The organism is Flavobacterium johnsoniae (assembly GCF_001879205.1).
Taxonomy (GTDB): domain Bacteria; phylum Bacteroidota; class Bacteroidia; order Flavobacteriales; family Flavobacteriaceae; genus Flavobacterium; species Flavobacterium johnsoniae_A.
The window spans coordinates 578076-603626 of record NZ_MLFK01000005.1 but is presented as its reverse complement, the minus strand read 5'-3'; the positions used below and the strand labels follow the sequence as shown (position 1 = coordinate 603626).

Genomic DNA, 25551 nt, shown 5'->3' with positions numbered 1-25551 from the left:
CCTATTGTTTGATTTTCTAGCCCCGATTAAAGTGAAAATCCTTTTATGGCGGGGTTCGCCATAAAAGATTGAAACGAAAAGCGGGAAACCATGCCTGAAAAAAAGCCAATTGTGATGCTTCAAATTATCTTAAATTTAAAAGCTATCAATCTAAGAACATTGAACTTAAGATTTATTAGCAGGAAAAAACTATCTTTGCACAAATTACAGAATTTATGAACAATAAGGAAGGCAATAATAAAAGAGGCGGATCGAGACCAAATAGTTCAAGATCAAACTCTAGCAAGCCAAAACCTCCTATGGCTAAACGCGCTCAAGGGCCAAAGAAAGTGAAACCTGCTGTTAAGGCTGCAGAAGAAGAAGCTGCGCAAAAACTTAAGAAACAGAATCAGGCACCAAAGAGACAAAAGGCTTCAGACGAAATTCGTTTGAACAAATACATCTCTAATTCTGGTGTTTGTTCTCGTCGTGATGCCGATATATATATTCAGTCTGGAAACGTGAAAGTAAATGGTGTTCCGGTAACTGAAATGGGTTATTTAGTAAAACTAAATGATGTTGTAAATTTTGACGGTGTTGTTTTGACTCCTGAAAAGAAAGAATACATCTTATTAAACAAACCAAAAAACTTTACTACTGCATTTGACGAAGGTCAGGAATATCGTAACGTTCTGGAGCTAGTTCGCGGTTCTACTAATGCAAAAATTGCTGCAGTTGGAAGAATGGACAAAAACACAACTGGATTGCTGCTCTTTACCAACGATACAGATATGATTCGTAAATTTACTTTACCAAATCAAAAATCGTCTAAAATTTACCAGGTTTCTTTAGATAAAAACCTGAAGTTTGAAGATTTAGAAAAAATAAGCAAAGGCTTAGTTCTTGACGGCCACCGTGTATTTGTTGAGGAAATAAGTTATATTGAGAAAGAAGCAAAAAGTGAAGTAGGCCTAAAACTTCGTTCATCTAATGTAAAAGTGGTTCGTGCTATTTTTGAACACTTTGACTATGATGTACTTCGTATTGACCGTGTTGCTTTTGCTGGTTTAACTAAGAAGAATCTTCCTAGAGGAAACTGGCGCTTTTTGACAGATCAAGAAGTTATCAATTTAAAAAACGCATAAAACGTTTCTTAATTGACTTAAATACTAATCCTGTTTTACTTTGTAAGGCGGGATTTTTTTTATTTTAGAAACTGAAAAAGTTGTGTCCGAAAAGAGTAAAGATTGATCTTCCGATGTTTTGATTTTTGTCTTCAACAGATTCGTAACATGAAAATCCGAGGATGATTTTAATTCCGGGCTGAATGCTGTTTAAAATGTCTCTTTTTTGTTCTTCTAAAAGTAGTTTTAGACTATCGAGTAATTGGATATTATTTTTAAGATAAGAGACTACAAGAAGTGCAGAGAAGTTAAGTATTTCGCGGGCTGTTTCGCTTTTGATGCCGACTTCGTTTGAAATCATTTCAGAAATTCGGCCTTTTTTATTGGTGAAGATTTCCTTAAGTATTGGATTTCCTTCTATGCGGTAACAGTCGTCGACTGATAAAATTCTGCCGGAAGTAAAATCGACTTCCTGGTAAAAACTTGAATTATCTTCAATTTGAGAAACAATTCCTTTGTAAAAACCAGATTCTTCTGCTTTGTTATAGAGACCCATTAAAACTGTACCTATCGAAACATCAATTCCCTTTATTAAGAGTGCATCATTTTCAAAATAAAACTTGTTTAGCTTTGAAACAACATTAGAAGAAATAAAACGTCTAAGCTCAATTTGTAGGTTTGGGGTCATACTCATAACTTATTAAATAATTATTTATACTCATTCAAAATAATCGACAAAGTGGGGCTTTTTATCGTTTATCAGGATAAAAATATAAAATATTTTAACATATCCAAAAAATAAGTTAAGAATTTAGTGAATAGATTATGAGGACTTTAACACAAAAAACGCTCAATACCAGTAAATATAACGCCTACGTAGGCAAAACGCAGTGATTTTTTTTTCTTAAAAAGTTCGAATTTTTCTTAAAAAAAATAAAAAATAAGAAAAAAGCTAAATATTTGTTACATAATTAAAACAATAAGTTTCGATATTCCCATGTTGTGTGGATAAAAATTCCCAAATAAATTATGCAGAACATAAAGTTTATAAAGCTCGAAGCAAGGAACCCTAGAAGAGATCCTGTCGCCGCTTTGAAAGCACGTTTATGATTAGTTGAATCGTAAATCATCTCCCCAATTAATGCTCCAACGAAAGGGCCAATGATAACTCCAAAAGGGATTGGAACCAAAATTCCCACGATCAAACCAATGTTCGTTCCCCAGACACCATAAGAACTTCCTCCAAATTTTTTAGTGCCTTTTGCCGGAATAACATAATCTAAAACAGTAATAATGATAGTAAGCAAAAGTGTTACTCCTAAAAGCCAGTAATTGTTTTCGACTGCTTTGGTTAAATATAAAAGCAATAAGCCAACCCAGCAAGAAGAAAGCCCCGGTAAAACAGGCAGAAAACTCCCAAATATCCCTACAACCATGCATATAAAACCTAATGTCACTAATAGTAAATCCATATATTTTTGTAATTTTGCACTTACATTTTTTATTTAAAATAAAAACAGAAATGCGTTGTTTTTCATCTTTAATTTTGTTCTTGATCTTGATTTCAACTGGAACTTCTGCATTTGCTCAAAGCAAAAAGATTTCAATTGACGATCAGCTTATACAAGACAGTATTTATAAAAGTACTAAGAAAAAGGTATTAAATTTCTCTTTGAAAGAATTTGACGCACTTTTCTTTGAGTTTTTTAATCGTAAAAATGACCCTAATATTGTTTTAACCAAAGCTGAATTTTATAATTATACTGTTCAAATTGCAGCATTTTCCAACAGGCTTGAAAAATTATATCCTGATCAAAAAGAAGTTGCGGCAGAGAATAAAGAAAAATGGCTTTCTGAAAGCTATGAAGATTATTTAGTTTATAAAGCTTCTCAAAAAAAATAATCGTATTTTTATATCATTAATTCATTTTCCAATTCAAAATCAAAATCTTGAGGTCTAATTTTTTCTATTTTTTAGTTTTTATATTTTTCAATTCTTGTCAATATTTTGAGAAGCAGGTTCCGTCTGAAAAAGAATTACTTCAAAAAGAACTAAAATCGATTAATTGGAAAGAAGTAGACGAATATCCTACTGTTGCCGACTGCGAAACCATAAGCGATAAAAAACAACGCCAAAAATGCTTTTTTGATGTGATGTCGCAGCTTATTCAGGAAAAACTGGATGTTGACAGTTTGTCTATTCTTTATCCGGATCTGGATACGATTCAGGTAAAAGTGACTGTTTTTCCTAATTCGAAAATGAAATTTGAACCCGAATTTCAAAAAGATTCAGTTGCTTATGACACGATTAGAATTGACAGCATTCTTCATGCTCGTTTAATCGATTTTCCTAAAGTAAACCCGGCTATAAAACGCGGCGTTCCCGTAAAAACGCAGTTTATTTTGCCTGTTATTATTAAAGCAAAAGACAAAAAATAGTTTTACTATTTCTTATTATCATATAATTTCTTAAAACTTGGAGTTTGGAATTTGAAAATTACATTTTAAATTTCCGGTCTTTCCATTCATAAGAACCAAACAAACTGTATAAAGCTACAGTTGAACTGAAAAACAGATATAGTAAACTGCTCAATAAAAGACTTTTAATTTTGGTATTAGTCAAAAAATGATTTGTTTTATAAAGCAAAACAAAATCTATTGCAAATTTCAAAAAAGCAAATACAACTAAAAAAGGATAACCAAAAATTCCGAAAAGAAATAAGAAAAAGGCAATAACAAAACTCAAATTCCCAAAGAAAACAATTAAGCCCAGATACTTTCCAAACTTACTCTTATACGAACTTGTTTTGGCCGCCCAGCGTACTCTTTGATAGAATAATGATTTCCAGTCTTCGGTTGGTTTTGTGAGAACAATTGCTTCCTTGGCTTTTAAATAATGAACTTCATTTGGAAATTTTTCGATTGCTTTTTGAAGCAAAAAAACATCATCGCCACTGGCAATTTTATCATTTCCATCAAAACCGTTTAGACTTTTAAACAATGATTTTGTGTACGCAAAATTAGCACCGTTGCACATAAATCCTTTGTTTAAACCAAAACTTCCAATTGTTGCACCTTGCAGACTTGTCAGATCTAATTGCTGAAAGTGATGCAGAAATGAGTTTTCGCACGCATAAGTAACTGCGCCGGCGAGCATAGAAACTTTGTTTTCCTGAATATAATTATCAAAAGTCAAAAGCCAGTTTTTGGACACTATACAATCTGCATCTGTGGTAATTACCCAATTGGTTTTTACGTGATGCATTGCGGTTGTTATGGCGTCTTTTTTGGGAGAATTTGAAACCCGAATATTATTTATTTGTGAAATGTGAAATGTGAAGTGTGAGACTTGAAACTTCTTTTTCGAATTATCATCGACTAAAATCACTTCAAATAAATCTGTTGGATAATTTAGATTTGAAAAGCTATGTAAAAGCTTCGGAAGATTTTCTTCTTCATTTCTAAACGGAACTATAATAGTAAAGCTGGTCTGCGGATTTAAATCTGTTTTTTGATATTGCTTCACTTTAAAAAAACCATAAATAAGCAAACCAATGTTTACAATATAAATGGTTAATATGATGAAGAAAGCAAAAATCATTCGGCAGTTTTTGTTTTAAAATTGAGTACAAAATAACTTCCTAAAACAACTGGCAGAACCACGTTTAGAAACCACATAAGTGTACTTATAAAAACTACAATCCATTCATTTACGCCCAGAATTCCGAAGAAGTAAATGGCGACACTGCCTTTTACCGCAAAATCTAAAAACTGAAAAGTAGGCAGTGATGAAGCCAGAAAATAAACCGATGTAACGGCAGACATTAAAACTAAATAAGGCAGATCAACATCAAAAGCGAGAAACAAAAAGTAATATTGATGCGAAAAAACCAAATATCTTAAAATACCCAAAAGAATATTTTTCTGATGAATTGCTTTTGGAATTTCGTTGATTTTATGAATCAGTTTTTCAATTGAATATCCTTTGATTTTGATCTTTTTAAGAGAAAATAAAACAATCAAAACGACAACAAATCCTCCAAACAAAATCGCAACCGCTTTAGATGTGATAACATTGTATTGTGCATTGAAATACAGCAAACCAAATATTCCAAAAATAACAGTCAAAATCATCTGGATTCCGTTGCAGATTAAGTTTAGGAAAACCACTTTTTTGGCATCAGATTTTGGATAATATAATGCTTTTCCAGCGTACTCTCCTACTCCGTTTGGCGTAAAAATTCCGGCAGTTAAAGCGGCTAAAACCTGTTTTGTGGCTTCGTAAACTGAAATTTCATGAATTAATTTGGCCAGATTCTGCCATTTTAAAATCTCAAAATAGCGATTCAAAACACTCAAAAGCAATATAAACGCAATACCCAAAACCGACTGATTTTTTCGGAACAAAACAATGAATTTATTCCAGTCGAGCTTATCGTTGTTAGCCAGCTGATTGTAGATAAAATAAAATGCGCCGCCAACAATCAAAAGTTTGACTAGAAGAACCAGGAATTGCTTAGCTTTGTGAGGAATTGAAATCATGCCGCAAAAGTAAAGCTATTTCACAAAGATTCGCTAAGCCCCACAGAGTTTCGCAAAGATTTTTTATAAATAGTAAGGTATTAAACTTTGTGAATCTTCGAGTTTCTTCGTGAATCTCTGTGTAATTACAAAAAATGACAAAAGAACGCATCATATTAGGTATTGACCCCGGAACCACAATTATGGGTTTTGGATTGATAAAAGTTATCAATAAAAAAATGGAATTTTTGCAGTTAAACGAATTGCAATTGTCCAAATACGACAATCATTATCAAAAACTAAAAATCATTTTTGAAAGAACCATCGAATTAATTGAAACGCATCATCCTGATGAAATTGCGATTGAAGCGCCTTTCTTTGGTAAAAACGTACAATCGATGCTGAAACTTGGGCGTGCACAAGGCGTTGCTATGGCTGCCGGACTTTCAAGAGATATTCCCATTACAGAATACGAACCAAAAAAGATAAAAATGGCCATAACCGGAAACGGAAATGCCAGTAAAGAACAGGTTGCTAAAATGCTCCAACAGCTTTTAGGCTTAAAAGAATTACCCAAAAACCTCGATTCAACCGATGGTTTGGCGGCTGCAGTTTGTCATTTCTTTAATTCAGGAAAAGTCGTAGCAGGAAAAAGTTATTCGGGATGGGATGCTTTTGTGAAACAAAATGAGGATAAAATTAGAAAATAGTTTACAGTCACAGTCACAGTTTACAGCTGAGACTGTGACCGAAAACTGAGACTGAAAACTAAAAATGAGCGGCATCTACATTCACATACCATTCTGCAAGCAGGCTTGCCATTATTGTGATTTTCATTTTTCAACTTCGATGAAAAAGAAAGACGAGATGGTTTTGGCTTTGGCCAAAGAAATTGCGATGCGTAAAATTGAAAGTGACAACGAAATCGAAACCATCTATTTTGGTGGCGGAACTCCTTCTGTTTTATCAAATGAAGAAATCAATTTTTTAATTTCAGAAGTTTATAAAAACTATAAAGTTGTAGAAAATCCGGAGATTACATTGGAAGCTAATCCAGATGATTTGTCTGCCGAGCGAATTTGGGAATTATCCAAAAGTCCGATTAACCGCTTAAGTATCGGGATTCAGTCTTTTTATGAAGAAGATTTGAAAATGATGAATCGCGCTCATAATTCGGCGGAAGCCATAAAATGTTTACAAGAAGCGACGAAGTATTTTGACAATATTTCGTTGGATTTGATTTACGGAATCCCGGGAATGAGTGATGAAATGTGGAAACAGAATATCGAAACAGCTTTGAGTTTTGGCATTCCGCATATTTCAAGTTATGCTTTGACGGTTGAACCGAGAACGGCTTTGAGCAAATTAATTCAAACAGGAAAAATTGCTGAACCACAAGACGAAGCAGCGTCAAGCCATTTCATGATTTTAGTCGACACGCTTCAAAAAAACGGCTTTATCCATTACGAACTATCCAATTTTGGAAAAGAAAACTATTTCTCCAAAAACAATTCGGCTTACTGGTTAGGTAAAAAATATATCGGAATTGGTCCTTCGGCGCATAGTTACGACGGCGAAAAACGAGGCTGGAATATTGCGAATAATTCGTTGTACTTAAAATCGATTCAGAACAACGAACTTCCTATAGAAACTGAAATCCTGACTATTTCTGACCGTTATAATGAATATATTATGACTGGATTGCGAACGATTTGGGGCGTTTCTTTAGACAGAATTGAAAATGAATTTGGTTTGGAATATTTGAATTATCTGAAAAAACAATCTCAAAAATTTTTAAACGACGATTTGCTTTCGATTGAAAACAACATTCTAAAACCAACTCCAAAAGGAAAATTTTTAACAGATGGAATTGCAAGTGATCTGTTTTATCTAAATTTGGAAGAATAAATTTGAACGATGATAAAACGGATGCAATCAACGCTGATAAATCCGTGAAATCTGCGTTAGAATATCCGTAAAATCCGTGTTCCATTATGCTAGCAATTCTCAACTACAAATATCAAATTGACTTATCAAAACCCATCGATATCTCGATTCCTTTAACCAATACAGACGAAAATCCAATTGCATGGTACATCGAAAAACCTGTTATTGAACCAGTAGTTTTTGGTGATTGGATAGGAAAAGTTTCGGAAGGAAAATCATCTACGAATTTTAATAATATTTTCTTCAATCCGCATGGACATGGAACGCACACAGAATGTCTGGGGCATATTACTAATGATTTTTACAGCATAAATCAATCACTTAAACAGTTTTTCTTTTTTGCAAAATTGATAACGGTTCAGCCTGAAAAAATGGGAGATGATTTTGTGATTACAAAAGAACTGCTTGAAAAAGCGTTGAGTGCTTCGACTTCGCTCAGCATGACAGGTGGTGAAAGCGCTTCTCCCGAAGCCTCGGGATCGCTCAGCGTGACAAAAGAAGCTTTAGTAATTCGAACACTTCCAAATCAAAAAGATAAAAAATCTCGAAAATATTCGAATACCAATCCGCCATATTTATCTGAAGATGCTGCGATTTTCATCCGCGAAAGCGAAATCCAGCATTTACTGATCGATTTACCAAGCGTTGATAAAGAACATGATGAAGGCAAATTACTGGCGCACAAAGCGTTTTGGAATGTAAAAGACACTGTTAATCTAAATTCCGAAGCAAGATTAAACGCAACAATTACCGAAATGATTTATGTCTCAAACGAAATTGAAGATGGAAATTATATACTAAATCTTCAAATTGCTTCGTTTGAAAATGATGCAAGTCCCTCAAAACCGATTTTATATAAGATTTAAAGATGTCGCCACTAATTTCACGAATTAAACTTGTTTTTTGCCACAGATTAAAGGATTAAAAATGATTCAATCTGTGTAAATCTTTTTAATCTGTGGCAAAAAATAAAAAAAGAAATTAGCGAAAATTCGTGTAATTAGTGGCAAAAAAAAATTTCAATGATAACAGTATCAACTGATAAAACCAAACTCGACGTTCCGTTTATACAAAACTTTTTAAAAGACATTTATTGGGCAGCCGGAAGAACAATTGAAGAAGTGCAGACCACAATTGATGCTTCGGTTTGTTTTGGAATCTATTTAGATGACAAACAAATTGGCTTTGCACGCGTGATAACTGATTACGCTGTTTTTGCTTATTTAATGGACGTTTTTATAATCGAAGAACATCGCGGTAAAGGCTATTCATCAATTTTAATTGAAACGATGATGAAGGAACCGCAGCTTCAAAATGTGAAAATTTGGAGATTAGCCACAACCGACGCTCATTTTTTATATGAGAAATTCGGATTTACAAAGCTCAATCATCCTGAAAAAATGATGGAAAAAATAGTCTAATAAACATTAATTTCACTAATTGCCCCGAAACAGTTCAATTAGTGAAATTCGTGCAATTCGTGTTGAATCATAACTTTTTTATAATATGAATTTAGAAACGTTTTACGAATATTGTCTTTCGAAAAAAGGCGCGAGTGAACATTTTCCTTTTGATGAAGACACTTTGGTTATTAAAGTAGGAGGTAAAATGTTTGCTTTATCTTCTTTATCACAATGGGAAAAAAATGAGCAGTCTGTTAATCTAAAATGCGATCCGGACCGCGCACAGGAACTCAGAGCAGAATATGACGAAATACAACCAGGATTTCATATGAGTAAAGTACATTGGAATACGGTGGCTTTAAACGGAAATCTTCCGGACAAATTCGTTAAAGAACTCATCGATCATTCGTATGATTTGGTTTTCAAAAGTTTGACAAAGAAAATTCAGAGTGAAATTATCGAATTAGAAAATTAGGCATTACATTTGCATCGTAAGAAAAAAAAACTTAGCAACTTTTACAACCATGAAAGAACAATTTAAAAAATTTCTGAACGAAGAACAAGATCCAAAGGCGATTGAAAAAATCACTTCGAAACTTACAGATTTATTAATGAAAGGCGAAGAAGTTGGATATATCGCAGTGCAAAAAAAGCCTGCAATTACTGTTTTTCCAGACAGCATTGTATTAACAAACAAGCGTATTATTATCTGTAAACCTAAAAATTTAGGTCTTTCTATGGATTTTACAGATTACACTTGGGATGACATTGCAAGTACTTTTGTAAAAGAAAATATTTTAGGTTCTGAATTTTCTTTTGGCACTAAAACAGATTTAGCTGTTTCTATAGATTATATCCCAAAAATTCAGGCTAGAAAAATTTATACTTATGCTAAAGAACAATTAGATTTATTGAAAAATCCAGTTGTTACAGCAACTCCAATTCAGGAAACAGCTGAACCTGTTTTTGAAGAAGAAACAGAGGAAGCGGAAGAAATTGAAGAAGTTGAAACAGAGGAAGTAACGAGTTTTGCAGAAATTTTACCTGCAGCACCAGTATATACTGAAACGTTTGAACCAATTCAGCCAGCACAGCCTTCAACCGGAGAACGCAAATTAAGCGATTTATCTAAAGAAGAACTTTTTGACAAATTACAGAATTACAAAAAATTGCTTGACAACGGTTTGATCATGCAGGGAGAATATGATGCTTATAAGAAAGAGATTTTGAGTTATATGTAAAATGTAATTTGTGAGAAGTGAAATGACTTCTTACTGGAAATAAAAAAAGTCTTAAGTTCATTAGAGCTTAAGACTTTTTACATTTTACATTTTACATTTTACATTTTACAGATTACCTTTTACAAGGTCGCTTTCTGTTTTTCTACAAATTTATGTGACTGCAATTCCAGCAGCTCTTTTGCATTTTTCCTTTGCAGATCGTACAATCCATTATCGCCGGCAATATCCGCATATACTTTATCGTGCATTTCGGCGCTCGTTTTAACCAATAATTCCCGCTGGTATTTGTTCTGCTCTAAAGTAGCTTTCATCGCCGTTTCGGCTTCTTCCTGCTTAAAATCAAATTCGCCTTTTGGTGCTAATAATTTAGCAATAATTGGAGACGTTTCGATCGCCAGAAACAACAGCATGATAAAAAATGACGGAAGCCAAGACAGTTTATTCAGCGCATTAATACGTGCCATCAATCCGTCGAAACCTTCGATAATAGGCTGTGTCTGCGAAACTTTTTTATCTAAATCGGTCTGAAGCTTTACACCTGCTTTTTCTTTTTCGGCAATTTTAGCTTCGTTTGCTGTTTTTAGTGCTGCAAATTCTTTTAAAGCAGCATCGTGTTTTTCGCGTTTTTCTTTATAAACCGGGCCTTTTCCTAATTTCTTAGTTCCCGCAGTCCCCTCTGCTTCTGTTATATAAGTCGAATACAAAGCATTTACTTCTTTCTCTTTCTTTACAATATCCGCTTTCAAAGCTGCAATTTCTGCTTTATTCTTATCTAAATCTGTTTTGAAATAAGTTCCAATTTGTTTTTTATTGGCCAGCTCCATTTCGTTTTTTTCTTTCAATAAAACGGTATTAATTTCTTTTTCGAAAATTTTAATTTCAAGAGGTTTAGAAATTACAATTGCGATAATAACGGCCAGTATAATTCGCGGCGTCGCCTGCAGGAATTCATCCATAAAACGATCCCTCTTTTTAATTGTGGAAACGATAAATCGGTCCAGATTAAAAATTAGTAAACTCCATACAAATCCAAAAATTAAAGCCGGGTAAATAGAATCGAAAACAGTAAAAAGTGCATAAGCACTGGCCAGAAAAGCCATAACTGCAGTAAAAAACACGGTGGCACCAATACCAACATATTTGGTTTGTTCGCCTTCTGAACATCCTTCTAATAAGTCTCGGTCAGCACCGGAACAAAGGATAAAAAATTGTTTTAACATGATTGATGATTTTTGATTATGATGATACGGCAAATTTAGCGCCAAAATTTTAATTCTCAGGCAAATAGTTGATTTGTTTTTACTTGTCTCTTATAAAATTCCTTTTTTATTAAATGTTATTTTAACATTAATCTATTTCTAATGTTGAACGGGAATCATAACACTATATTAATTTTTTTTAAGGGTTTTAGTAATACTAAGAGTCTAGTTTCGCAAGCAAATCAAACTAAACAACACAATGAAAAAAATCTATTTATTATTAACGTTTCTATTTTTAGCCTTTTCAGGTTATGCCCAAAAGGCTATAATTTCCGGAAAAGTCTTAGATGTTGACGACAAACTTCCTCTGCCTGGAGCCATGGTTCAGATTGTTGGAGAAAACAAATACACCGTTTCTGACTACAACGGGCGTTTTGAATTATTAAATATTAATGCCGGAACTTATAAAGTTGAAGTAAAATATATTGGTTACACTTCAACTATTCATGAGATCACGGTAGAACAAGGCAAAAACAATGTTGTAGATTTTGCACTTAAAACTTCTGGAACAGAGTTGAATGAAGTTGTGGTTGGAGACATTTTAAAAGGTCAGGCCAAAGCACTGAATCAGCAAAAAAACAATAAAAATATCGGAAACGTAATTTCATCTGATCAAATGGGTCGTTTTCCAGATGCCAACGTTGGAGACGCTTTAAAACGTGTTCCGGGTATCACGATGCAAAATGATCAGGGTGAAGCTCGTAATATTATTATTAGAGGTCTTGCTCCATCTTTAAACTCGGTAACTTTAAATGGCGACCGTATTCCATCTGCCGAAGGAGACAATAGAAACGTACAAATGGACTTGATTCCTTCTGATATGATTTCGACCATCGAAGTAAACAAAACCCTGACTTCAGACATGGATGCAGATGCTATTGGAGGTTCTGTAAATTTGGTTACAAGAGCAACACCAAATGGAGAAAGAATCTCTGCAACTCTTGCTGGAGGCTATCTTCCAATACGTGAACACGCAAGTTATACTGCAGGTTTAGTTTATGGTAATCGTTTTTTCGACAATAAATTAGGCGCAGTTTTCAGCGGTTCTTATAACAATGTTGATTACGGATCTGACAACATCGAAAACGAATGGGTTAAAGATGAGTTTGGAAATGAATATTTGCAGGCATCAGAAATTAGAGAATATGATGTACAGCGTATTCGTCGCAGCGGATCTGTCGCATTAGATTATAAATTTGACGAAAATAATACCATTTTTGCTAACGCAATCTACAACTGGAGAGATGATAGAGAAAACCGTTTTAGAACCACTTACGATGATATCGAACCTATTTATAACGGGGAAGAAATCACCGGTTTTGAAGGTCGTGTAAAACGTCAGACAAAAGGTGGTCTCGACAACAATCGCAACAAAAACAGAAGACTTGAAGATCAGCGTGTACAAAATTATTCTCTTCGTGGAGAGCATTTAATTAATTCTTCTTTAGATTTAGACTGGTCTGCCAACTATGCAAAAGCCAGAGAATATCGTCCGGGAGAACGCTATATCGAATACCGTCAAAAAGGTCTAGAAATGTTCGAAGATTTATCTAATCCTAGATTTCCTTTAATGACAACTGTTGGAGAATCTGTTGATGAATTCAAATTTGACTCGGTTACTGAAAATACAGATGAAACCAGCGAAAGCGAATTTGGAGCAAAAGTAAACATCCGTTTTCCATTTTCTGTAATCGCAGGAGAAAAAGGAAGATTGAGAACAGGTCTTAGACTTCGTTTAAAAGAAAAAGAAAGAAATAATGTTTTCTATTCTTACTCTCCAATCAATGATGATATGGAATTATTATCGGATGTTCCAACAAGTTACTATGATGGGAAAAATTTTAATCCGGGAAGTAAATATGTACCCGGAACATTTGCTTCAGCTTCTTTCTTAGGAAGTTTAGATTTAAACAACGCCGCATTATTTGATAAAGAAGCTGATGTTGCAGAATATTTGGCTGTAAATTACAATGCCAAAGAAAATATTTATGCAGCTTATGTAAGATGGGATCAGGATTTTAACGACAAACTTTCTATGGTGCTAGGTTTCCGTATGGAGAATACTCATATTGATTATACCGGAAACCGTGTCTTAGACGAAGAAGAATTAGAGAATAAAATCAATACGAAAAATTCTTATACTAACTTATTGCCAAGCATCTCTATTCAATACAATGCTACTAAAGATTTAGTTTTAAGAGCCGCAGCTACAACGGCACTGGCAAGACCCAACTATTATGCATTGGCTCCTTATGTAAACAATATTGCTGCAGATAAAGAGATTACGGCCGGAAATCCAGATCTTAAAGCAACCTATTCATACAATTATGATTTCATGGCCGAGAATTATTTCAAATCTGTCGGATTAATTTCTGGAGGTGTTTTCTACAAAAAATTAAATGATTTCATTTACAACTACAGCGATAATCAATACGACAGTGCAAAATTCGCTGCGGATTTCCCAAATCAGGCAAACCCAATTCCGGTTGGCGAAAACTGGTCATTTTTACAGTCAAGAAACGGAGATACAGTTGATGTTTACGGATTTGAAGTTGCTTTTCAGCGTCAGTTAGATTTTCTTCCTGGTAAATTCTTAAAAGGTTTTGCGGTTTATTTAAACTACACTTACACAAAATCTAAAGCAAAAGGAATTTCCGATGAAGACGGAAACGAAAGAAACGATATCAGCCTTCCCGGAACAACACCACATATGTTTAATGGATCTTTGTCTTGGGAAAACAAACGTTTCTCTGCCAGAATCTCAACCAACTTTACATCTGATTATTTAGATGAATTAGGTTCAGAGTCATACAAAGACAGTTATTATGACAAACAATTTTTCTTAGATGCCAATGCTTCTTTCAAAATTACGCCAAAACTTCGTCTTTTTGCTGAAGCTAACAACTTAACCAATCAGCCATTACGTTACTACCAAGGCATTGAAGCACATACAAAACAAGCAGAATACTATCAGGCTCGTTATAATTTCGGATTGAAATTAGACTTGTAAAATCAATACTAAAAACTACTAAATTAGACAGGACTTAGCGGTTCTGTCTAATTCATTTAAAATAAAACACCCTAATGAAAAATAAATCGATACTTGCTTTTTTACTTTTAAGCCTTTCTTTTACAGCTTGTAAAGACGATAAATTAGCGCCCGTTTCGCCAAATGCCGTAAAACCAACAACTGTTACCGAGGCTTTACCTCACGATACAGATGGTCCTTCAATTTGGATTAATCCAGCAGATGCTTCAAAAAGTATTATTGTGGGAACAGATAAAGATACAGACGGCGGCTTATATGCTTTTGATTTGAATGGAAAAATTCTTAAAAAATCAATTCCGCTAAAACGACCAAATAATGTGGATATCGCTTACGGATTAATTATTAACGGAAAAAAAGTAGATATTGCCGTTACGACAGAGCGCGAAAGCAACAAAATAAGAATCTTCAGCCTGCCGGATTTAGAACCGATTGACAATGGCGGTATTCCTGTTTTTGAAGGGGATGCAGAACGTGACCCAATGGGAGTTGCTTTGTATACCCGTCCAAGCGATCAGAAGATTTTTGCCATTGTGGGAAGAAAAACAGGGCCTTCCGGAAGCTATCTATGGCAGTATGAACTTTCCGGAAACGGAAAATTCGCTGCTGCAAAAGTGGTTCGAAAATTCGGGACTTACAGCGGAAAGAAAGAAATTGAAGCAATTGCGGTTGATAATGAACTAGGAAGCATCTATTATTGTGACGAGCAGGTTGGAATCAGAAAATATAAAGCAGATCCGGCTTTAAATGACAATAAAGAACTGGCTTTCTTTGGTCAAAAAGATTTCAAAGCAGACCACGAAGGAATTGCAATCTACAAAAAAACAGATTCTACCGGATATATTCTAGTTTCAAACCAACAGGCAAATTCTTTTATGGTTTATCCGAGAGAAGGTGCAAACGGAAATCCAAACAATTATCCTTTATTAGCAGAAGTTCCAACCTCAACAATAGAATGTGATGGTGCAGATGTTACAAGTGTAAACTTAGGCCCAAAATATAAAAACGGACTTTTCGTAGCCATGAGTAACGGAATGACATTTCATTATTACGCATGGGATTTGATCCAAAAACGTATTGATGAAGGGAAGAAATAGTTTATTTTGTTTCAAGTTTCAGGTTTCAAGTTTCAGGTTTCAGGTTTTATCGAGACTTAAATCCGCTGTCACACTGAGCGAAGTCGAAGTGCTTTGCGCGGGCTTCGACTTCGCATAGCTTGACAAGCATTTCGTTCAACGTGAAACTTGAAACCTGAAACCTGAAACCTGAAACAAAAAAAAGCTGTTCATCACTGAACAGCTTTTTTCTTTGAATTAGTAATAGCCCTTTATTCTGTAATCGGTGCGCCGGCCAAAATTTCGGCATTGGCAAACTCTTCAAATTTGGCAAAATTAGCTTTGAATTTCTGAGCTAATTCTAACGCTTTTTTATCGTATAAATCTTTGTCTTCCCAAGTATTTCTAGGATTTAAAATTTCCTCAGGAACGTTAGGACAAGATTGTGGTTTTGCAATTCCAAATACTGCGTGATTTTTGTACTCTACATTATCCAGTTCTCCGTTTAACGCAGCTGTAATCATAGCACGAGTATATTTTAGTTTCATACGGCTTCCTGTACCGTATGCACCGCCTGTCCAGCCTGTGTTGATTAACCAAACTTTTACATCCGCATCTTTCATTTTTTTGCTTAACATTTCAGCATATTTTGTTGGATGCAAAGGCATGAAAGGCGCTCCAAAACAAGCAGAGAAATTAGGCTGTGGTTCTGTAACTCCAGCTTCTGTACCGGCTACTTTTGCTGTATATCCTGAAATAAAGTGATATGCCGCCTGGCCGGGAGTCAGTTTTGAAATTGGAGGCAGGATTCCGAATGAATCTGCTGTAAGGAAAAATATATTTTTTGGATTATGACCGATAGAGTCCGGCTGAATATTATCAATATGCGTTATTGGGTAACTTACACGTGTATTTTGAGTGATTGAAACATCATCAAAATCAACTTCGTTAGTCCCTGGTTTGAAAACCACATTTTCTAAAAGCGCTCCTTTTTTGATCGCTCTAAAAATGTCCGGTTCATTTTCTTCTGTTAAGTTGATTACTTTAGCGTAGCATCCGCCTTCAAAGTTGAAAACAGTATTTTCAGCAGTCCATCCGTGTTCATCATCTCCAATTAATTTACGTTCCGGATCTGCAGATAAAGTTGTTTTTCCTGTTCCTGATAAACCAAAGAAAATTGCTGTATCTCCGTTTTTACCAACATTGGCACTGCAATGCATTGGAAGTGTATTTTTAAAAACTGGTAAAATGAAGTTTAAAGCAGAAAAAATTCCTTTTTTCATTTCACCTGTATAACCAGTTCCGCCAATTAAAGCTATTTTTTTAGTAAAATCTAAAATAGCAAAATTAGACTGACGTGTTCCGTCTACGGCAGGATCTGCCATAAAACTTGGAGCACAAACTACAGTCCATTCTGGTGTAAAGTTTGCAAGTTCAGACTCTTCCGGTCTTAGGAACATATTGTAGCAAAACAAATTTGACCAAGCCGTTTCTGTAACCACGCGAACGTTTAGTCTATAATTTGGATCTGAACATACATAAGAATCGCGAACAAAAACTTCTTTGTTTGATAAAAATGCTGTTACCTTATTGTATAATTTCTCAAAAGCTTCTGGTGCAAACGGGATATTTACATTTCCCCACCATACTTTATCTTCTGTAATACTGTCTTTTACAATAAAACGATCTTGTGGAGAACGTCCTGTAAACTCGCCCGTATTAATTGCCAAAGCACCTGTAGAGGCCTCAACACCTTGTCCTGACTGCACAGTTATCGCATGCAATTCATCTGCTGATAACTGGTAACGAACCGTTGCATTTTCTATTCCTAATTCTTTTAACGAAATCGATTGCGCGAAAAGTGTGTTATTGTCCATAAATTTAATGTTGTGTGTGTTATTTTTTTGGTGCAACAAAATATAATTTTACTAATTCCTGAGCGTAAAGCACAAGTTTGCAAATTGTTATATTTTTTATCAAAGGAGATAAAAAGCAATAAAAATTCACATAAGTAACTTTATATGTTAATTATGAGACAAAATTAAAGATTAATTTTTACACAGAATTTTTTTTTCGGGATTTTATGATTTTTTCCTCAAAATAGTAAGAAATAATACCGCCCAGGCAATAATTAATAAGAATCCGCCCAAAGGTGTTGCGAATACGATAATTTTGAAATCAAAAAGTGTAAGACTTTTTGTAGCTAATAAATAAATCGATCCGCTAAACAGAACAACACCGGCAACAACTAGATTATAGATGGTTTTTATGGTTTTCTCAGCAATATCTTTTCGGGTTGAAAGAAAAAGAAGAAATAAGGCATGATACATTTGGTAACGCACCCCGACTTCAAAAGTGTTTAACTCTTCTATAGACAAATATTTTTTTAGTAAATGCGCTCCAAAAGCACCAAAAATAATGGCTAACATTCCAATAAAGGCTCCAGTTAAAACTATTCTTCTTTTCATATTTTCTAAACTTTTAATTTTAAACAAAAATACTTCATCCTGTTCAATATTCATTTTAGTTTTCTAATTATTTCAGCCCAAAATCAATATTTTTTGACTTGTTTACTCTCGAAAAAATTATCATTTTTAGAATTAAATTTGTTATATTTATAACATTTTAATATGTTTGTGTTAAATATTAGAATTATGAGAAGCGTTTTAATAATTGGAGCGGGCAGATCAGCATCTTCGTTGATTCGCTATTTACTGGCAAAATCAGAAGCCGAAAACCTGCATGTTGTTGTAGCCGATTTATCTTTGGCTTTAGCCGAGAAAAAAACTCAGAAACATCCTAACGCAACTCCAATTGCTCTAAATAATTTTGATACAGAAGAAAGACAAGCTGCAATCGAAAAAGCTTCAATTGTTATTTCGATGCTTCCGGCACATCTGCATATAGAAATTGCTAAAGATTGTCTTTTGTTTAAAAAACATCTTGTAACCGCTTCTTATATAAGTGATGCGATGCAGGCTCTTAATGAAGACGCTAAGAAAAACAACCTGATTTTCATGAATGAAATTGGCCTCGATCCAGGAATCGACCATATGAGTGCCATGAAAGTTATTGATGAAATTCGGGAAAAAGGCGGTAATATGCTGTTGTTTGAATCATTCTGCGGTGGTTTAGTCGCCCCGGAATGTGATAATAATTTATGGAATTATAAATTTACATGGGCGCCAAGAAACGTAGTTTTGGCCGGACAAGGCGGTGCAGCAAAATTTATTCAGGAAGGAACTTATAAATATATCCCATACGGAACTGTTTTTCGCAGAACCGAATTTCTCGAAGTGGAAGGTTATGGAAAGTTTGAAGCCTATTCAAACCGCGACTCTCTTAAATACCGCTCTATTTATGGTTTAGATGACGTCCTGACTTTGTACAGAGGAACTATCAGAAGAGTTGGTTTTTCGAAGGCTTGGAATATGTTTGTGCAGCTTGGAATGACAGATGACAGCTATATCATGGAAGATTCTGAAAACATGAGCTATCGTCAGTTTGTAAACTCATTTTTGCCCTATCATCCTACAGATTCCGTCGAAATTAAAACGCGCCTGATTCTGAAAATTGATCAGGATGATATTATGTGGGACAAACTTTTAGAGCTGGATTTATTCAATCCAAACAAAAAAGTAAACCTGCCAAATGCAACTCCTGCTCAAATTTTAGAAAAAATCTTAACAGACAGCTGGACTTTAGAGCCTGAAGACAAAGATATGATTGTAATGTATCATAAATTTGGTTACGAACTAAACGGCGAAAAGAAACAAATTGACTCTAAAATGGTTTGTATTGGCGATGATCAAACTTATACTGCCATGGCAAAAACTGTCGGACTTCCTGTTGCAATAGCGACTTTGTTGATTTTAAATAAAAAAATCACAACTCCGGGAGTTCAGCTTCCGATAAAAAAAGAAGTTTATGAACCTATTTTAAAAGAATTAGAAGAGTATGGCGTAGTTTTTAACGAACAAACCATGCCTTATTTTGGATACAATCCGGATTTATTTTAACTCGGATTCAACTTTGATTTTTTAGAATTTTTTTTTAGTTTATTTTTCCGCTTCCAGTCTTCTGAAAGCGGATTTTTTTTTAATCAAAGGTACAAAGAGGCAAAGGTTGATAGGGACATAGGTTTTTCTTCTTTAACAAGAACATTCGGCGAAAGCCAATAGCAAGCAAAAAACTTTGCCCCTTTGTACCTCTGAACCTTTGTACCTCTGAACCTCAAAAAAACCTATTTATTCGCCATAATAGTAATAGGCAGCGTATAACTTACGCGAACAGGTTGGCCGTTTTCAGAAGCAGGAATCCATTTTGGAGAAAGTTTTAAAACCCTGATTGCTTCATCAGCTAAACCATATCCCAGATCTTTTACCGCTTTAATTTCAGATAAACTTCCGTCTTTTTCAACCATAAATTCCATTGTTAATTTACCATCAAGCTGCTTCTTAGATAATTCGGCAGGTATTTTAAAGTTTTTACCCACGAACATATAAAACTGATTTATTCCGCCGGGAAATTGCGGTTCTTTTACACTCGTTGTATCCAGAGTAATTTTATAATCTTCTTGATTCTTAAAATTACCACTCGATTGCGCAATGCTATCGTTACTAAAAACAAATAACAATAAAATATAAACAGCACAAACTGTACAAACTTTCAATCCAATTTTAACTGGAGATTCTTTTTTGGTCATCATAAGCAAACGTTTTTTAGTTATTAAATAGTTGATATTACTGGCAAGGGCAATTGTTGATTTGTGCGATGCAAAATCAAGCAACAGATTTTGATAACTTTTAACCTCTCCAAATTGCTTATTTACAGCTTCATCGGCTAAAAATTCGTGGTTAAGTTTAATAGCTTTTTCATAGAAAACAAATAATGGATTAAACCAAAACAAAATTTTCAAAATTTCTATAAACAAAATATCTAAGGTGTGTTTTTGCTGTAAATGTGCTTTTTCATGCGCTATTAATTCTGATGGGATTTTACTGTTCTCAAAATCTTCCTGATTGATAAAAATGGTATTCCAAAAAGAATGCGGCAAAACGCTCTCTTTTGTTAAAACAACTTTTTGACCGTTTACAAGCTGTATTTTACTTTTTTTCATTTTACGATAAAACGAAAATACATTTACTAAAAAACGAACAATTAAAATCATTGCAATAACAACATACGCAATACTTAAAACATACATTAAAATTTCATTGAAATTGAGCTTGTTTAAAACCTCTTTATTGCTCACAATCATAATTTCGTCTAATTGAATAGTCTTTATTTGAGTTGAAAAAAGTGCTCCAATTGAGAACAACTGTAACGGAATTATCAAACTAAAAACCAAACTTCCTAATAAATAAGCGCGATTAAAACGAAACATTTTTTCGTTTTCTAACCAAAGTTTATACACTGCATAAAAAATCATAAGCAGCAGTCCCGATTTTAAAAGATAGGTTATCATTTTTTCTTTTTTTGAATTTCTGAATCGATTATTTTTTTAAGATCTTCTAGTTCCGAAGTCGACAAATTAGTCTCGGTTGTAAAAAACGAAGCAAATTGAGAAGCAGAGTTATTAAAGAAATTACTAATCAGCCCTTTTACATGTTTCGCAAAATAGTCTGTTTTCTTTACCAGCGGATAATATTCACGTGAATTCCCAAATTCGTTGTAGGCCACAAATTTCTTGTCGATCATTCGTTTTAAAAGCGTCGCCACGGTTGTGGTTGCCGGTTTTGGCTCCGGATACGCTTCGAGCAAATCTTTCATAAAAGCTTTTTCAAGCTTCCATAAATGTTCCATTAATTGCTCTTCTGAGTTTGATAGTTGTATCATGGTTTACTATTTTCAAGTTTTTCTGTTTCTGCCAATTCTTTTTTATATTCCTCTAAATTCCATTCAATATTCATTTTTACTGCATATTCGGCCATTGTGCCAAGTCCTGCCTCTGCGCGTCTTTTATCTACATTATCCGGATCTATCATTGGCGCTATACAAATTTTATTAGTCTTTTTATTCTTTGAACTCTGACTGCCATAAATTTGTTTTTTTCCTTCTCTCAAAGCTACTCTGTCTTCTAAATATGCGAGATTCCCTGGACTTGCATTGCCATTTTTAACCGCCTCTCTCATCATGGGCAGATACTTTTGCTGGTATTCTAAATCAGAATGCTGAATAACCAGAAACAACGTCTGATTTCCCTGTGTTCCCACTACATTTTTTCCTAGCCAGCCCCTTTCGTCCAGTATTTTCATAACCTTAATAAGATTAATGCTGTCTTTTCTCTCCATAATTTTACCAATACTGTCCATTTTCTTTTTATCAGGGTTAGAAGCTCTGTAAACGTTCATAAATTCTCCGCGAATTTGCTGATCATCGGTATAAATCTCTGCAAGTTGCTTTTCCAGCACCTTATCATAATTTGCTCCAATGATATCTAATTTCTTTTGCAGTTTTTCAATTGTTTTATTCCAATTTTTTTCTGAGTGCAAGGGTTTTAAATCATTGTCGATTTTAATATGGGCAATATTCTCATATCCGTTATCTATAGAAAGATTCAGCCACTTAAAGGCTTTTTTATTTTCTTTCGCCATAGAAGCAGAACAGCCTGCATTGTATAAATCACGATTGTTTTTTTGTTCTATTTTAAAAGCTTTATCATAATATGAAACCGACGTTTTGTAGTTTTTTGCCACATAAAAAGAATCGGCTTTGCGAACCCACTCTTTGTAAGTTTGAGCTTGCATTAAACCAATATTCATTGTAATAAAAAAGAAAGCAATTAGTTTTTTCATAGGTTAAAAGTTTTCGGTTTAGTTAGTATTTTGTTCTGATATTAATTCTCCTTTGTCGTAATTTTTAATGCTTTTTAATTTTCCTTTGTCCGAATAAAACTTCCATTCTCCAAAATAAAACCAATGCGTTTCAACCGAATTCGATTCTAATTTTGTTTTTCCTTTCGATTCTAATTTCCCATTTTCATAATAGGTTTTTGCAATACAGATTCCGTTTTTGTATTTCTCTGTTTTGTAGATTTTTCCATTAATGTACATTTTCCATTTTTTTACAGGAAGATCATTCTTATAATATTCGTACGATTTGTAATTTGTACCATCTTGCGTATAATCATCAATCCAAACGCCTTCTTTTTTCCTGTCAATCTTCTGATTAATCGGTTTGCTTTTACAACTCAAAAGCACTAACCCGCAAAACAATACTAAAAAAAGCTTCTTCAAATTCATTTGCTCTACAATTATAGATTCGTTTCTACAAATGTAGAATTAAATTTTAAATATGCAAGAAAAAAGTTTCTTTTTTTAGGCACACAGGGTCAGAGAGACAAAGGGGCAAAGGTCTTCTCTCCTTAAACCACAATAAAAAAGAGTACAAATAAAAAAATCCGTTCATTTCTGAACGGATTTTTTTATTTAAAAGAAACTTAATGCCTTCGTGGCAAAACTTTATTTACTCAATTCCACAAAATACTTGTAAAACAACGGAATAGTTTCAATTCCTTTCAGATAATTAAAAATCCCGAAATGCTCGTTTGGCGAGTGAATAGCATCAGAATCTAAACCAAAGCCCATTAAAATTGTTTTGCTTTTTAATTCTTTTTCAAACAAAGCCACAATTGGAATACTTCCTCCAGAACGAACCGGAATCGCAGGAACTCCAAATGTTTCTGTATACGCTTTATTTGCCGCCTGATATCCGATACTGTCAATTGGCGTAACATAACCTTGACCACCGTGATGCGGCGTAACTTTTACCGTAACTCCAGCCGGAGCAATGCTTGTAAAGTGTTTTGTAAACAATTCTGTAATTTCTTCCCATTCCTGATTTGGAACCAAACGCATTGAGATTTTGGCAAAAGCTTTACTCGCAATAACCGTTTTGGCACCTTCGCCAGTATAACCGCCCCAAATTCCGTTTACGTCTAACGTCGGACGAATTGAGTTGCGTTCGTTGGTTACATATCCTTTTTCACCATAAACATCAGCGATGTTCAAAGCATTTTTATATTTTTCTAAACTAAAAGGCGCTTTTGCCATTTCGGCTCTTTCTTCTGCAGATAATTCCTGAACTTTATCGTAGAATCCCGGAATGGTAATATGATTGTTTTCGTCGTGAAGAGAAGCAATCATTTTTGCCAAAATATTAATTGGGTTTGCTACTGCACCACCGTATAAACCAGAATGCAAATCGCGGTTTGGTCCTGTAACTTCAACCTCAACATAACTCAAACCTCTTAAACCTGTCGTAATCGAAGGCTGTTGATTAGAAATCATTCCAGTATCTGAAATCAGGATCACGTCATTTTTCAGTTTTTCCTGATTGCGTTCTACGAACCAGGCCAAACTTGCTGAACCTACTTCTTCTTCTCCTTCGATCATGAATTTTACGTTACAAGGCAGGTTATTAGTTTGCACCATATATTCAAGTGCTTTTACATGCATGTACATCTGACCTTTGTCATCACATGCTCCACGCGCGAAGATTGCACCATCTGGGTGAATATCTGTAGTTTTTATAACCGGTTCAAATGGCGGTGAAGTCCATAATTCTAAAGGATCTGGTGGCTGCACATCATAGTGCCCGTAAACCAAAACCGTTGGAAGATTTGGGTCGATTATTTTTTCTCCATAAATAATTGGATAACCCGGAGTATCGCAAGTTTCGACAAAATCGCAGCCTGCTTTAGATAAACTTTCTTTTACAGCCTCTGCTGTATCAATAACATCTTGAGAATATGCAGTGTCGGCACTAACCGACGGAATCTTTAATAATTCGATCAATTCATTGATAAACCGATCTTTATGTTGTTGAACGTAGGACTTAATATTTTCCATTTAAATTATTTTTATAGAAAACCAAAAGTACAAAAAAGAGAATTAATAATTTTTTTGAAATTTTTCTTTGAATATTCGAAAGTATGCTTATCTTTGCACCCACAATTGAGCGGATATGGTGAAATTGGTAGACATGCCAGACTTAGGATCTGGTGCCGCAAGGCGTGTAGGTTCGAGTCCTATTATCCGCACTTAAAAAAAGCTTCTGAAGATTTTCAGAAGCTTTTTTGTTTTTACTTCCTTTTGTTTTTTGTTGTTAAAGTTGTTGATAAAGAATTTACTACAATTTCATTTTATCGTTTTCTATTTTTATTTTTGAATTTTAACAATTCAAATTAAGAATGATAGACGACCTAAAAAAATCATTTGATCAAATTATATATGAAAGAACTACTAGTCCATTCTATGGTTCTTTTATAATTTCGTGGTGTTTATGGAACTGGAAAATTTTATACCTTACTTTTTTCGTTTCTCAAGATAAAATCGATTCCAATAAAATTGATTACATAATCAATAATTTTTCATCTACTGGAAACGTGTTCATTTTTCCTTTACTTTCATCAATCATTATTATAACTCTAGTTCCATTTATGACAAATGGCGCATATTGGCTTTCATTAAAGTTTAATAAATGGAGAGTTGATCAAAAAAAAATTGTAGATAGAAAACAACTATTAACTATAGAACAATCAATAGAATTACGAGAACAAATATCTAAACAAGAAGAAAGATTTGCAAAGCTAGTAGATGATAAAAACCTAGAAATAAAACAGCTAAATTTAGAAATAGAAGAATATCGAAAAAAAGAACCCACTACAATTCTAAATAATTTTATTAATAGCGAAAGTGAAAACAATAATTCTCAAGATGAATTATTAATTTTTGCAGATAGAGTAAAAAACAATCCCAAAGAACTTAAAGAATATGAAAACATCCTTTTCTTTATTCAAAGAAGTCTTTCTCCTGTAGACGAAACTGATAGCAAGTTTTTAACATTGTTAGAATCTTATGATATAATTAGCCCAAAACAAAATGGTCACTATGTGGTAACCGAAACTGGTAAAAAGTTCTATCGTTTGGTAAATAGCTAAAATGATTTGCAAACATCTTAAAATAAATAATTT

At 34.0% G+C, this 25551-nt stretch carries 25 protein-coding genes and 1 tRNA gene; 14 read left to right on the top strand and 12 right to left on the bottom strand.

The features are described from left to right. Positions 1-215: 215 nt before the first annotated feature. A complete protein-coding gene (locus BKM63_RS07900; RefSeq protein ID WP_071636064.1) occupies positions 216-1124 on the top strand; it encodes a pseudouridine synthase in 909 nt (302 codons plus the stop codon). A gap of 64 nt (positions 1125-1188) precedes the next feature. Here the strand turns inward: BKM63_RS07900 and BKM63_RS07895 are convergent, their stop codons facing one another. Together BKM63_RS07895 and BKM63_RS07890 are read right to left on the bottom strand one after the other, a co-directional pair. Beyond that, entirely contained in the window at positions 1189-1791 is a 603-nt protein-coding gene (locus tag BKM63_RS07895; RefSeq protein ID WP_071636063.1) for a DUF937 domain-containing protein, read from the bottom strand. Positions 1792-2074: 283 nt separating this feature from the next. Continuing rightward, positions 2075-2575 carry a DUF456 domain-containing protein gene (locus BKM63_RS07890; RefSeq protein WP_071636062.1) on the bottom strand — a complete coding sequence of 167 codons (501 nt, stop codon included), beginning with the start codon at positions 2573-2575 and terminating at the stop codon, positions 2075-2077. Positions 2576-2625: 50 nt separating this feature from the next. Between BKM63_RS07890 and BKM63_RS07885 the strand changes: the two genes are divergently transcribed. After that, positions 2626-3006: a hypothetical protein gene (locus BKM63_RS07885; RefSeq protein WP_071636061.1), complete on the top strand. Its 381-nt coding sequence runs from the start codon at positions 2626-2628 to the stop codon at positions 3004-3006. Positions 3007-3053: 47 nt separating this feature from the next. After that, positions 3054-3542, top strand: coding sequence for a hypothetical protein (locus BKM63_RS07880; RefSeq protein WP_071636060.1), 489 nt, complete (start codon positions 3054-3056; stop codon positions 3540-3542). A gap of 58 nt (positions 3543-3600) precedes the next feature. On the opposite strand, the gene BKM63_RS07875 is transcribed toward BKM63_RS07880, so the two are convergent. Then, positions 3601-4704, bottom strand: coding sequence for a glycosyltransferase family 2 protein (locus BKM63_RS07875; protein ID WP_071636059.1), 1104 nt, complete (start codon positions 4702-4704; stop codon positions 3601-3603). Next, positions 4701-5645, bottom strand: a complete 945-nt coding sequence (locus BKM63_RS07870) for a lysylphosphatidylglycerol synthase domain-containing protein (protein ID WP_071636058.1) — start codon at positions 5643-5645, stop codon at positions 4701-4703. Before BKM63_RS07870 ends, BKM63_RS07875 begins: the two co-directional genes overlap by 4 nt. Before the next feature lie 134 nt (positions 5646-5779). Between BKM63_RS07870 and ruvC the strand changes: the two genes are divergently transcribed. The 6 genes from ruvC (at position 5780) to BKM63_RS07840 (ending at position 10215) form a co-directional block, all read left to right on the top strand. Next, a complete protein-coding gene (gene ruvC / locus BKM63_RS07865) occupies positions 5780-6334 on the top strand; it encodes a crossover junction endodeoxyribonuclease RuvC (protein WP_071636057.1) in 555 nt (184 codons plus the stop codon). Between the two features lie 64 nt (positions 6335-6398). Then, a complete protein-coding gene (gene hemW / locus BKM63_RS07860; protein ID WP_071636056.1) occupies positions 6399-7532 on the top strand; it encodes a radical SAM family heme chaperone HemW in 1134 nt (377 codons plus the stop codon). A gap of 86 nt (positions 7533-7618) precedes the next feature. Further along, entirely contained in the window at positions 7619-8437 is an 819-nt protein-coding gene (locus tag BKM63_RS07855) for a cyclase family protein (protein WP_071636055.1), read from the top strand. A gap of 156 nt (positions 8438-8593) precedes the next feature. Further along, positions 8594-8992 carry a GNAT family N-acetyltransferase gene (locus tag BKM63_RS07850; protein ID WP_071636054.1) on the top strand — a complete coding sequence of 133 codons (399 nt, stop codon included), beginning with the start codon at positions 8594-8596 and terminating at the stop codon, positions 8990-8992. Positions 8993-9077: 85 nt separating this feature from the next. Further along, entirely contained in the window at positions 9078-9449 is a 372-nt protein-coding gene (locus BKM63_RS07845) for an MmcQ/YjbR family DNA-binding protein (protein ID WP_071636053.1), read from the top strand. A 49-nt stretch (positions 9450-9498) separates the two neighbouring features. Further along, a complete protein-coding gene (locus BKM63_RS07840) occupies positions 9499-10215 on the top strand; it encodes a PH domain-containing protein (protein WP_071636052.1) in 717 nt (238 codons plus the stop codon). 119 nt (positions 10216-10334) lie between these two features. Here the strand turns inward: BKM63_RS07840 and BKM63_RS07835 are convergent, their stop codons facing one another. Continuing rightward, positions 10335-11435, bottom strand: a complete 1101-nt coding sequence (locus tag BKM63_RS07835; protein ID WP_071636051.1) for a DUF4407 domain-containing protein — start codon at positions 11433-11435, stop codon at positions 10335-10337. Between the two features lie 238 nt (positions 11436-11673). Here BKM63_RS07835 and BKM63_RS07830 point away from each other — a divergent pair, with 238 nt between their 5' ends. Further along, a complete protein-coding gene (locus tag BKM63_RS07830; RefSeq protein WP_071636050.1) occupies positions 11674-14484 on the top strand; it encodes a TonB-dependent receptor in 2811 nt (936 codons plus the stop codon). 74 nt (positions 14485-14558) lie between these two features. Beyond that, entirely contained in the window at positions 14559-15617 is a 1059-nt protein-coding gene (locus BKM63_RS07825; RefSeq protein ID WP_071636049.1) for a phytase, read from the top strand. Positions 15618-15847: 230 nt separating this feature from the next. Here the strand turns inward: BKM63_RS07825 and pckA are convergent, their stop codons facing one another. Together pckA and BKM63_RS07815 are read right to left on the bottom strand one after the other, a co-directional pair. Beyond that, a complete protein-coding gene (gene pckA / locus BKM63_RS07820; protein WP_071636048.1) occupies positions 15848-17452 on the bottom strand; it encodes a phosphoenolpyruvate carboxykinase (ATP) in 1605 nt (534 codons plus the stop codon). Positions 17453-17656: 204 nt separating this feature from the next. Further along, positions 17657-18043: a DUF423 domain-containing protein gene (locus tag BKM63_RS07815; RefSeq protein WP_071636321.1), complete on the bottom strand. Its 387-nt coding sequence runs from the start codon at positions 18041-18043 to the stop codon at positions 17657-17659. Between the two features lie 186 nt (positions 18044-18229). Here BKM63_RS07815 and BKM63_RS07810 point away from each other — a divergent pair, with 186 nt between their 5' ends. After that, positions 18230-19594: a saccharopine dehydrogenase family protein gene (locus BKM63_RS07810; RefSeq protein ID WP_071636320.1), complete on the top strand. Its 1365-nt coding sequence runs from the start codon at positions 18230-18232 to the stop codon at positions 19592-19594. Positions 19595-19818: 224 nt separating this feature from the next. On the opposite strand, the gene BKM63_RS07805 is transcribed toward BKM63_RS07810, so the two are convergent. From BKM63_RS07805 to BKM63_RS07785, 5 genes are all read right to left on the bottom strand, one after another. Then, entirely contained in the window at positions 19819-21042 is a 1224-nt protein-coding gene (locus tag BKM63_RS07805) for a M56 family metallopeptidase (protein ID WP_242661115.1), read from the bottom strand. Beyond that, complete coding sequence (locus BKM63_RS07800) at positions 21039-21413, bottom strand: BlaI/MecI/CopY family transcriptional regulator (RefSeq protein WP_071636047.1); 375 nt, start codon at positions 21411-21413, stop codon at positions 21039-21041. The genes BKM63_RS07805 and BKM63_RS07800 overlap by 4 nt, the downstream gene beginning before the upstream one ends. Further along, positions 21410-22372: a DUF6624 domain-containing protein gene (locus BKM63_RS07795; protein WP_071636046.1), complete on the bottom strand. Its 963-nt coding sequence runs from the start codon at positions 22370-22372 to the stop codon at positions 21410-21412. Before BKM63_RS07795 ends, BKM63_RS07800 begins: the two co-directional genes overlap by 4 nt. An 18-nt stretch (positions 22373-22390) precedes the next feature. Beyond that, on the bottom strand, positions 22391-22819 hold the full coding sequence (locus tag BKM63_RS07790) for a hypothetical protein (RefSeq protein ID WP_071636045.1): 429 nt from the start codon (positions 22817-22819) through the stop codon (positions 22391-22393). 219 nt (positions 22820-23038) lie between these two features. Continuing rightward, positions 23039-24427, bottom strand: a complete 1389-nt coding sequence (locus tag BKM63_RS07785) for a dipeptidase (RefSeq protein ID WP_071636044.1) — start codon at positions 24425-24427, stop codon at positions 23039-23041. Positions 24428-24536: 109 nt separating this feature from the next. Here BKM63_RS07785 and BKM63_RS07780 point away from each other — a divergent pair. Next, positions 24537-24618, top strand: a tRNA-Leu gene (locus BKM63_RS07780). Between the two features lie 150 nt (positions 24619-24768). After that, positions 24769-25518 (top strand): hypothetical protein, encoded by a 750-nt coding sequence (locus tag BKM63_RS07775; RefSeq protein ID WP_071636043.1) that lies wholly within the window; start codon positions 24769-24771, stop codon positions 25516-25518. The last annotated feature ends 33 nt before the right edge of the window (positions 25519-25551 follow it).

What these genes read in the sequence shown, in the direction of transcription:
- BKM63_RS07875 (WP_071636059.1), bottom strand. Translation starts at nt 4,704, where the DNA reads ATGATTTTTGCTTTCTTCATCATATTAACCATTTATATTGTAAACATT.
- BKM63_RS07890 (WP_071636062.1), bottom strand. Translation starts at nt 2,575, where the DNA reads ATGGATTTACTATTAGTGACATTAGGTTTTATATGCATGGTTGTAGGG.
- hemW (WP_071636056.1), top strand. Translation starts at nt 6,399, where the DNA reads ATGAGCGGCATCTACATTCACATACCATTCTGCAAGCAGGCTTGCCAT.
- BKM63_RS07855 (WP_071636055.1), top strand. Translation starts at nt 7,619, where the DNA reads ATGCTAGCAATTCTCAACTACAAATATCAAATTGACTTATCAAAACCC.
- BKM63_RS07835 (WP_071636051.1), bottom strand. Translation starts at nt 11,435, where the DNA reads ATGTTAAAACAATTTTTTATCCTTTGTTCCGGTGCTGACCGAGACTTA.
- BKM63_RS07845 (WP_071636053.1), top strand. Translation starts at nt 9,078, where the DNA reads ATGAATTTAGAAACGTTTTACGAATATTGTCTTTCGAAAAAAGGCGCG.
- BKM63_RS07870 (WP_071636058.1), bottom strand. Translation starts at nt 5,645, where the DNA reads ATGATTTCAATTCCTCACAAAGCTAAGCAATTCCTGGTTCTTCTAGTC.
- BKM63_RS07810 (WP_071636320.1), top strand. Translation starts at nt 18,230, where the DNA reads ATGAGAAGCGTTTTAATAATTGGAGCGGGCAGATCAGCATCTTCGTTG.
- BKM63_RS07795 (WP_071636046.1), bottom strand. Translation starts at nt 22,372, where the DNA reads ATGAAAAAACTAATTGCTTTCTTTTTTATTACAATGAATATTGGTTTA.
- BKM63_RS07850 (WP_071636054.1), top strand. Translation starts at nt 8,594, where the DNA reads ATGATAACAGTATCAACTGATAAAACCAAACTCGACGTTCCGTTTATA.
- BKM63_RS07895 (WP_071636063.1), bottom strand. Translation starts at nt 1,791, where the DNA reads ATGACCCCAAACCTACAAATTGAGCTTAGACGTTTTATTTCTTCTAAT.
- BKM63_RS07785 (WP_071636044.1), bottom strand. Translation starts at nt 24,427, where the DNA reads ATGGAAAATATTAAGTCCTACGTTCAACAACATAAAGATCGGTTTATC.
- BKM63_RS07775 (WP_071636043.1), top strand. Translation starts at nt 24,769, where the DNA reads ATGATAGACGACCTAAAAAAATCATTTGATCAAATTATATATGAAAGA.
- BKM63_RS07815 (WP_071636321.1), bottom strand. Translation starts at nt 18,043, where the DNA reads ATGAAAAGAAGAATAGTTTTAACTGGAGCCTTTATTGGAATGTTAGCC.
- ruvC (WP_071636057.1), top strand. Translation starts at nt 5,780, where the DNA reads ATGACAAAAGAACGCATCATATTAGGTATTGACCCCGGAACCACAATT.
- BKM63_RS07790 (WP_071636045.1), bottom strand. Translation starts at nt 22,819, where the DNA reads ATGAATTTGAAGAAGCTTTTTTTAGTATTGTTTTGCGGGTTAGTGCTT.
- BKM63_RS07885 (WP_071636061.1), top strand. Translation starts at nt 2,626, where the DNA reads ATGCGTTGTTTTTCATCTTTAATTTTGTTCTTGATCTTGATTTCAACT.
- BKM63_RS07900 (WP_071636064.1), top strand. Translation starts at nt 216, where the DNA reads ATGAACAATAAGGAAGGCAATAATAAAAGAGGCGGATCGAGACCAAAT.
- BKM63_RS07840 (WP_071636052.1), top strand. Translation starts at nt 9,499, where the DNA reads ATGAAAGAACAATTTAAAAAATTTCTGAACGAAGAACAAGATCCAAAG.
- BKM63_RS07805 (WP_242661115.1), bottom strand. Translation starts at nt 21,042, where the DNA reads ATGATAACCTATCTTTTAAAATCGGGACTGCTGCTTATGATTTTTTAT.
- BKM63_RS07830 (WP_071636050.1), top strand. Translation starts at nt 11,674, where the DNA reads ATGAAAAAAATCTATTTATTATTAACGTTTCTATTTTTAGCCTTTTCA.
- pckA (WP_071636048.1), bottom strand. Translation starts at nt 17,452, where the DNA reads ATGGACAATAACACACTTTTCGCGCAATCGATTTCGTTAAAAGAATTA.
- BKM63_RS07825 (WP_071636049.1), top strand. Translation starts at nt 14,559, where the DNA reads ATGAAAAATAAATCGATACTTGCTTTTTTACTTTTAAGCCTTTCTTTT.
- BKM63_RS07800 (WP_071636047.1), bottom strand. Translation starts at nt 21,413, where the DNA reads ATGATACAACTATCAAACTCAGAAGAGCAATTAATGGAACATTTATGG.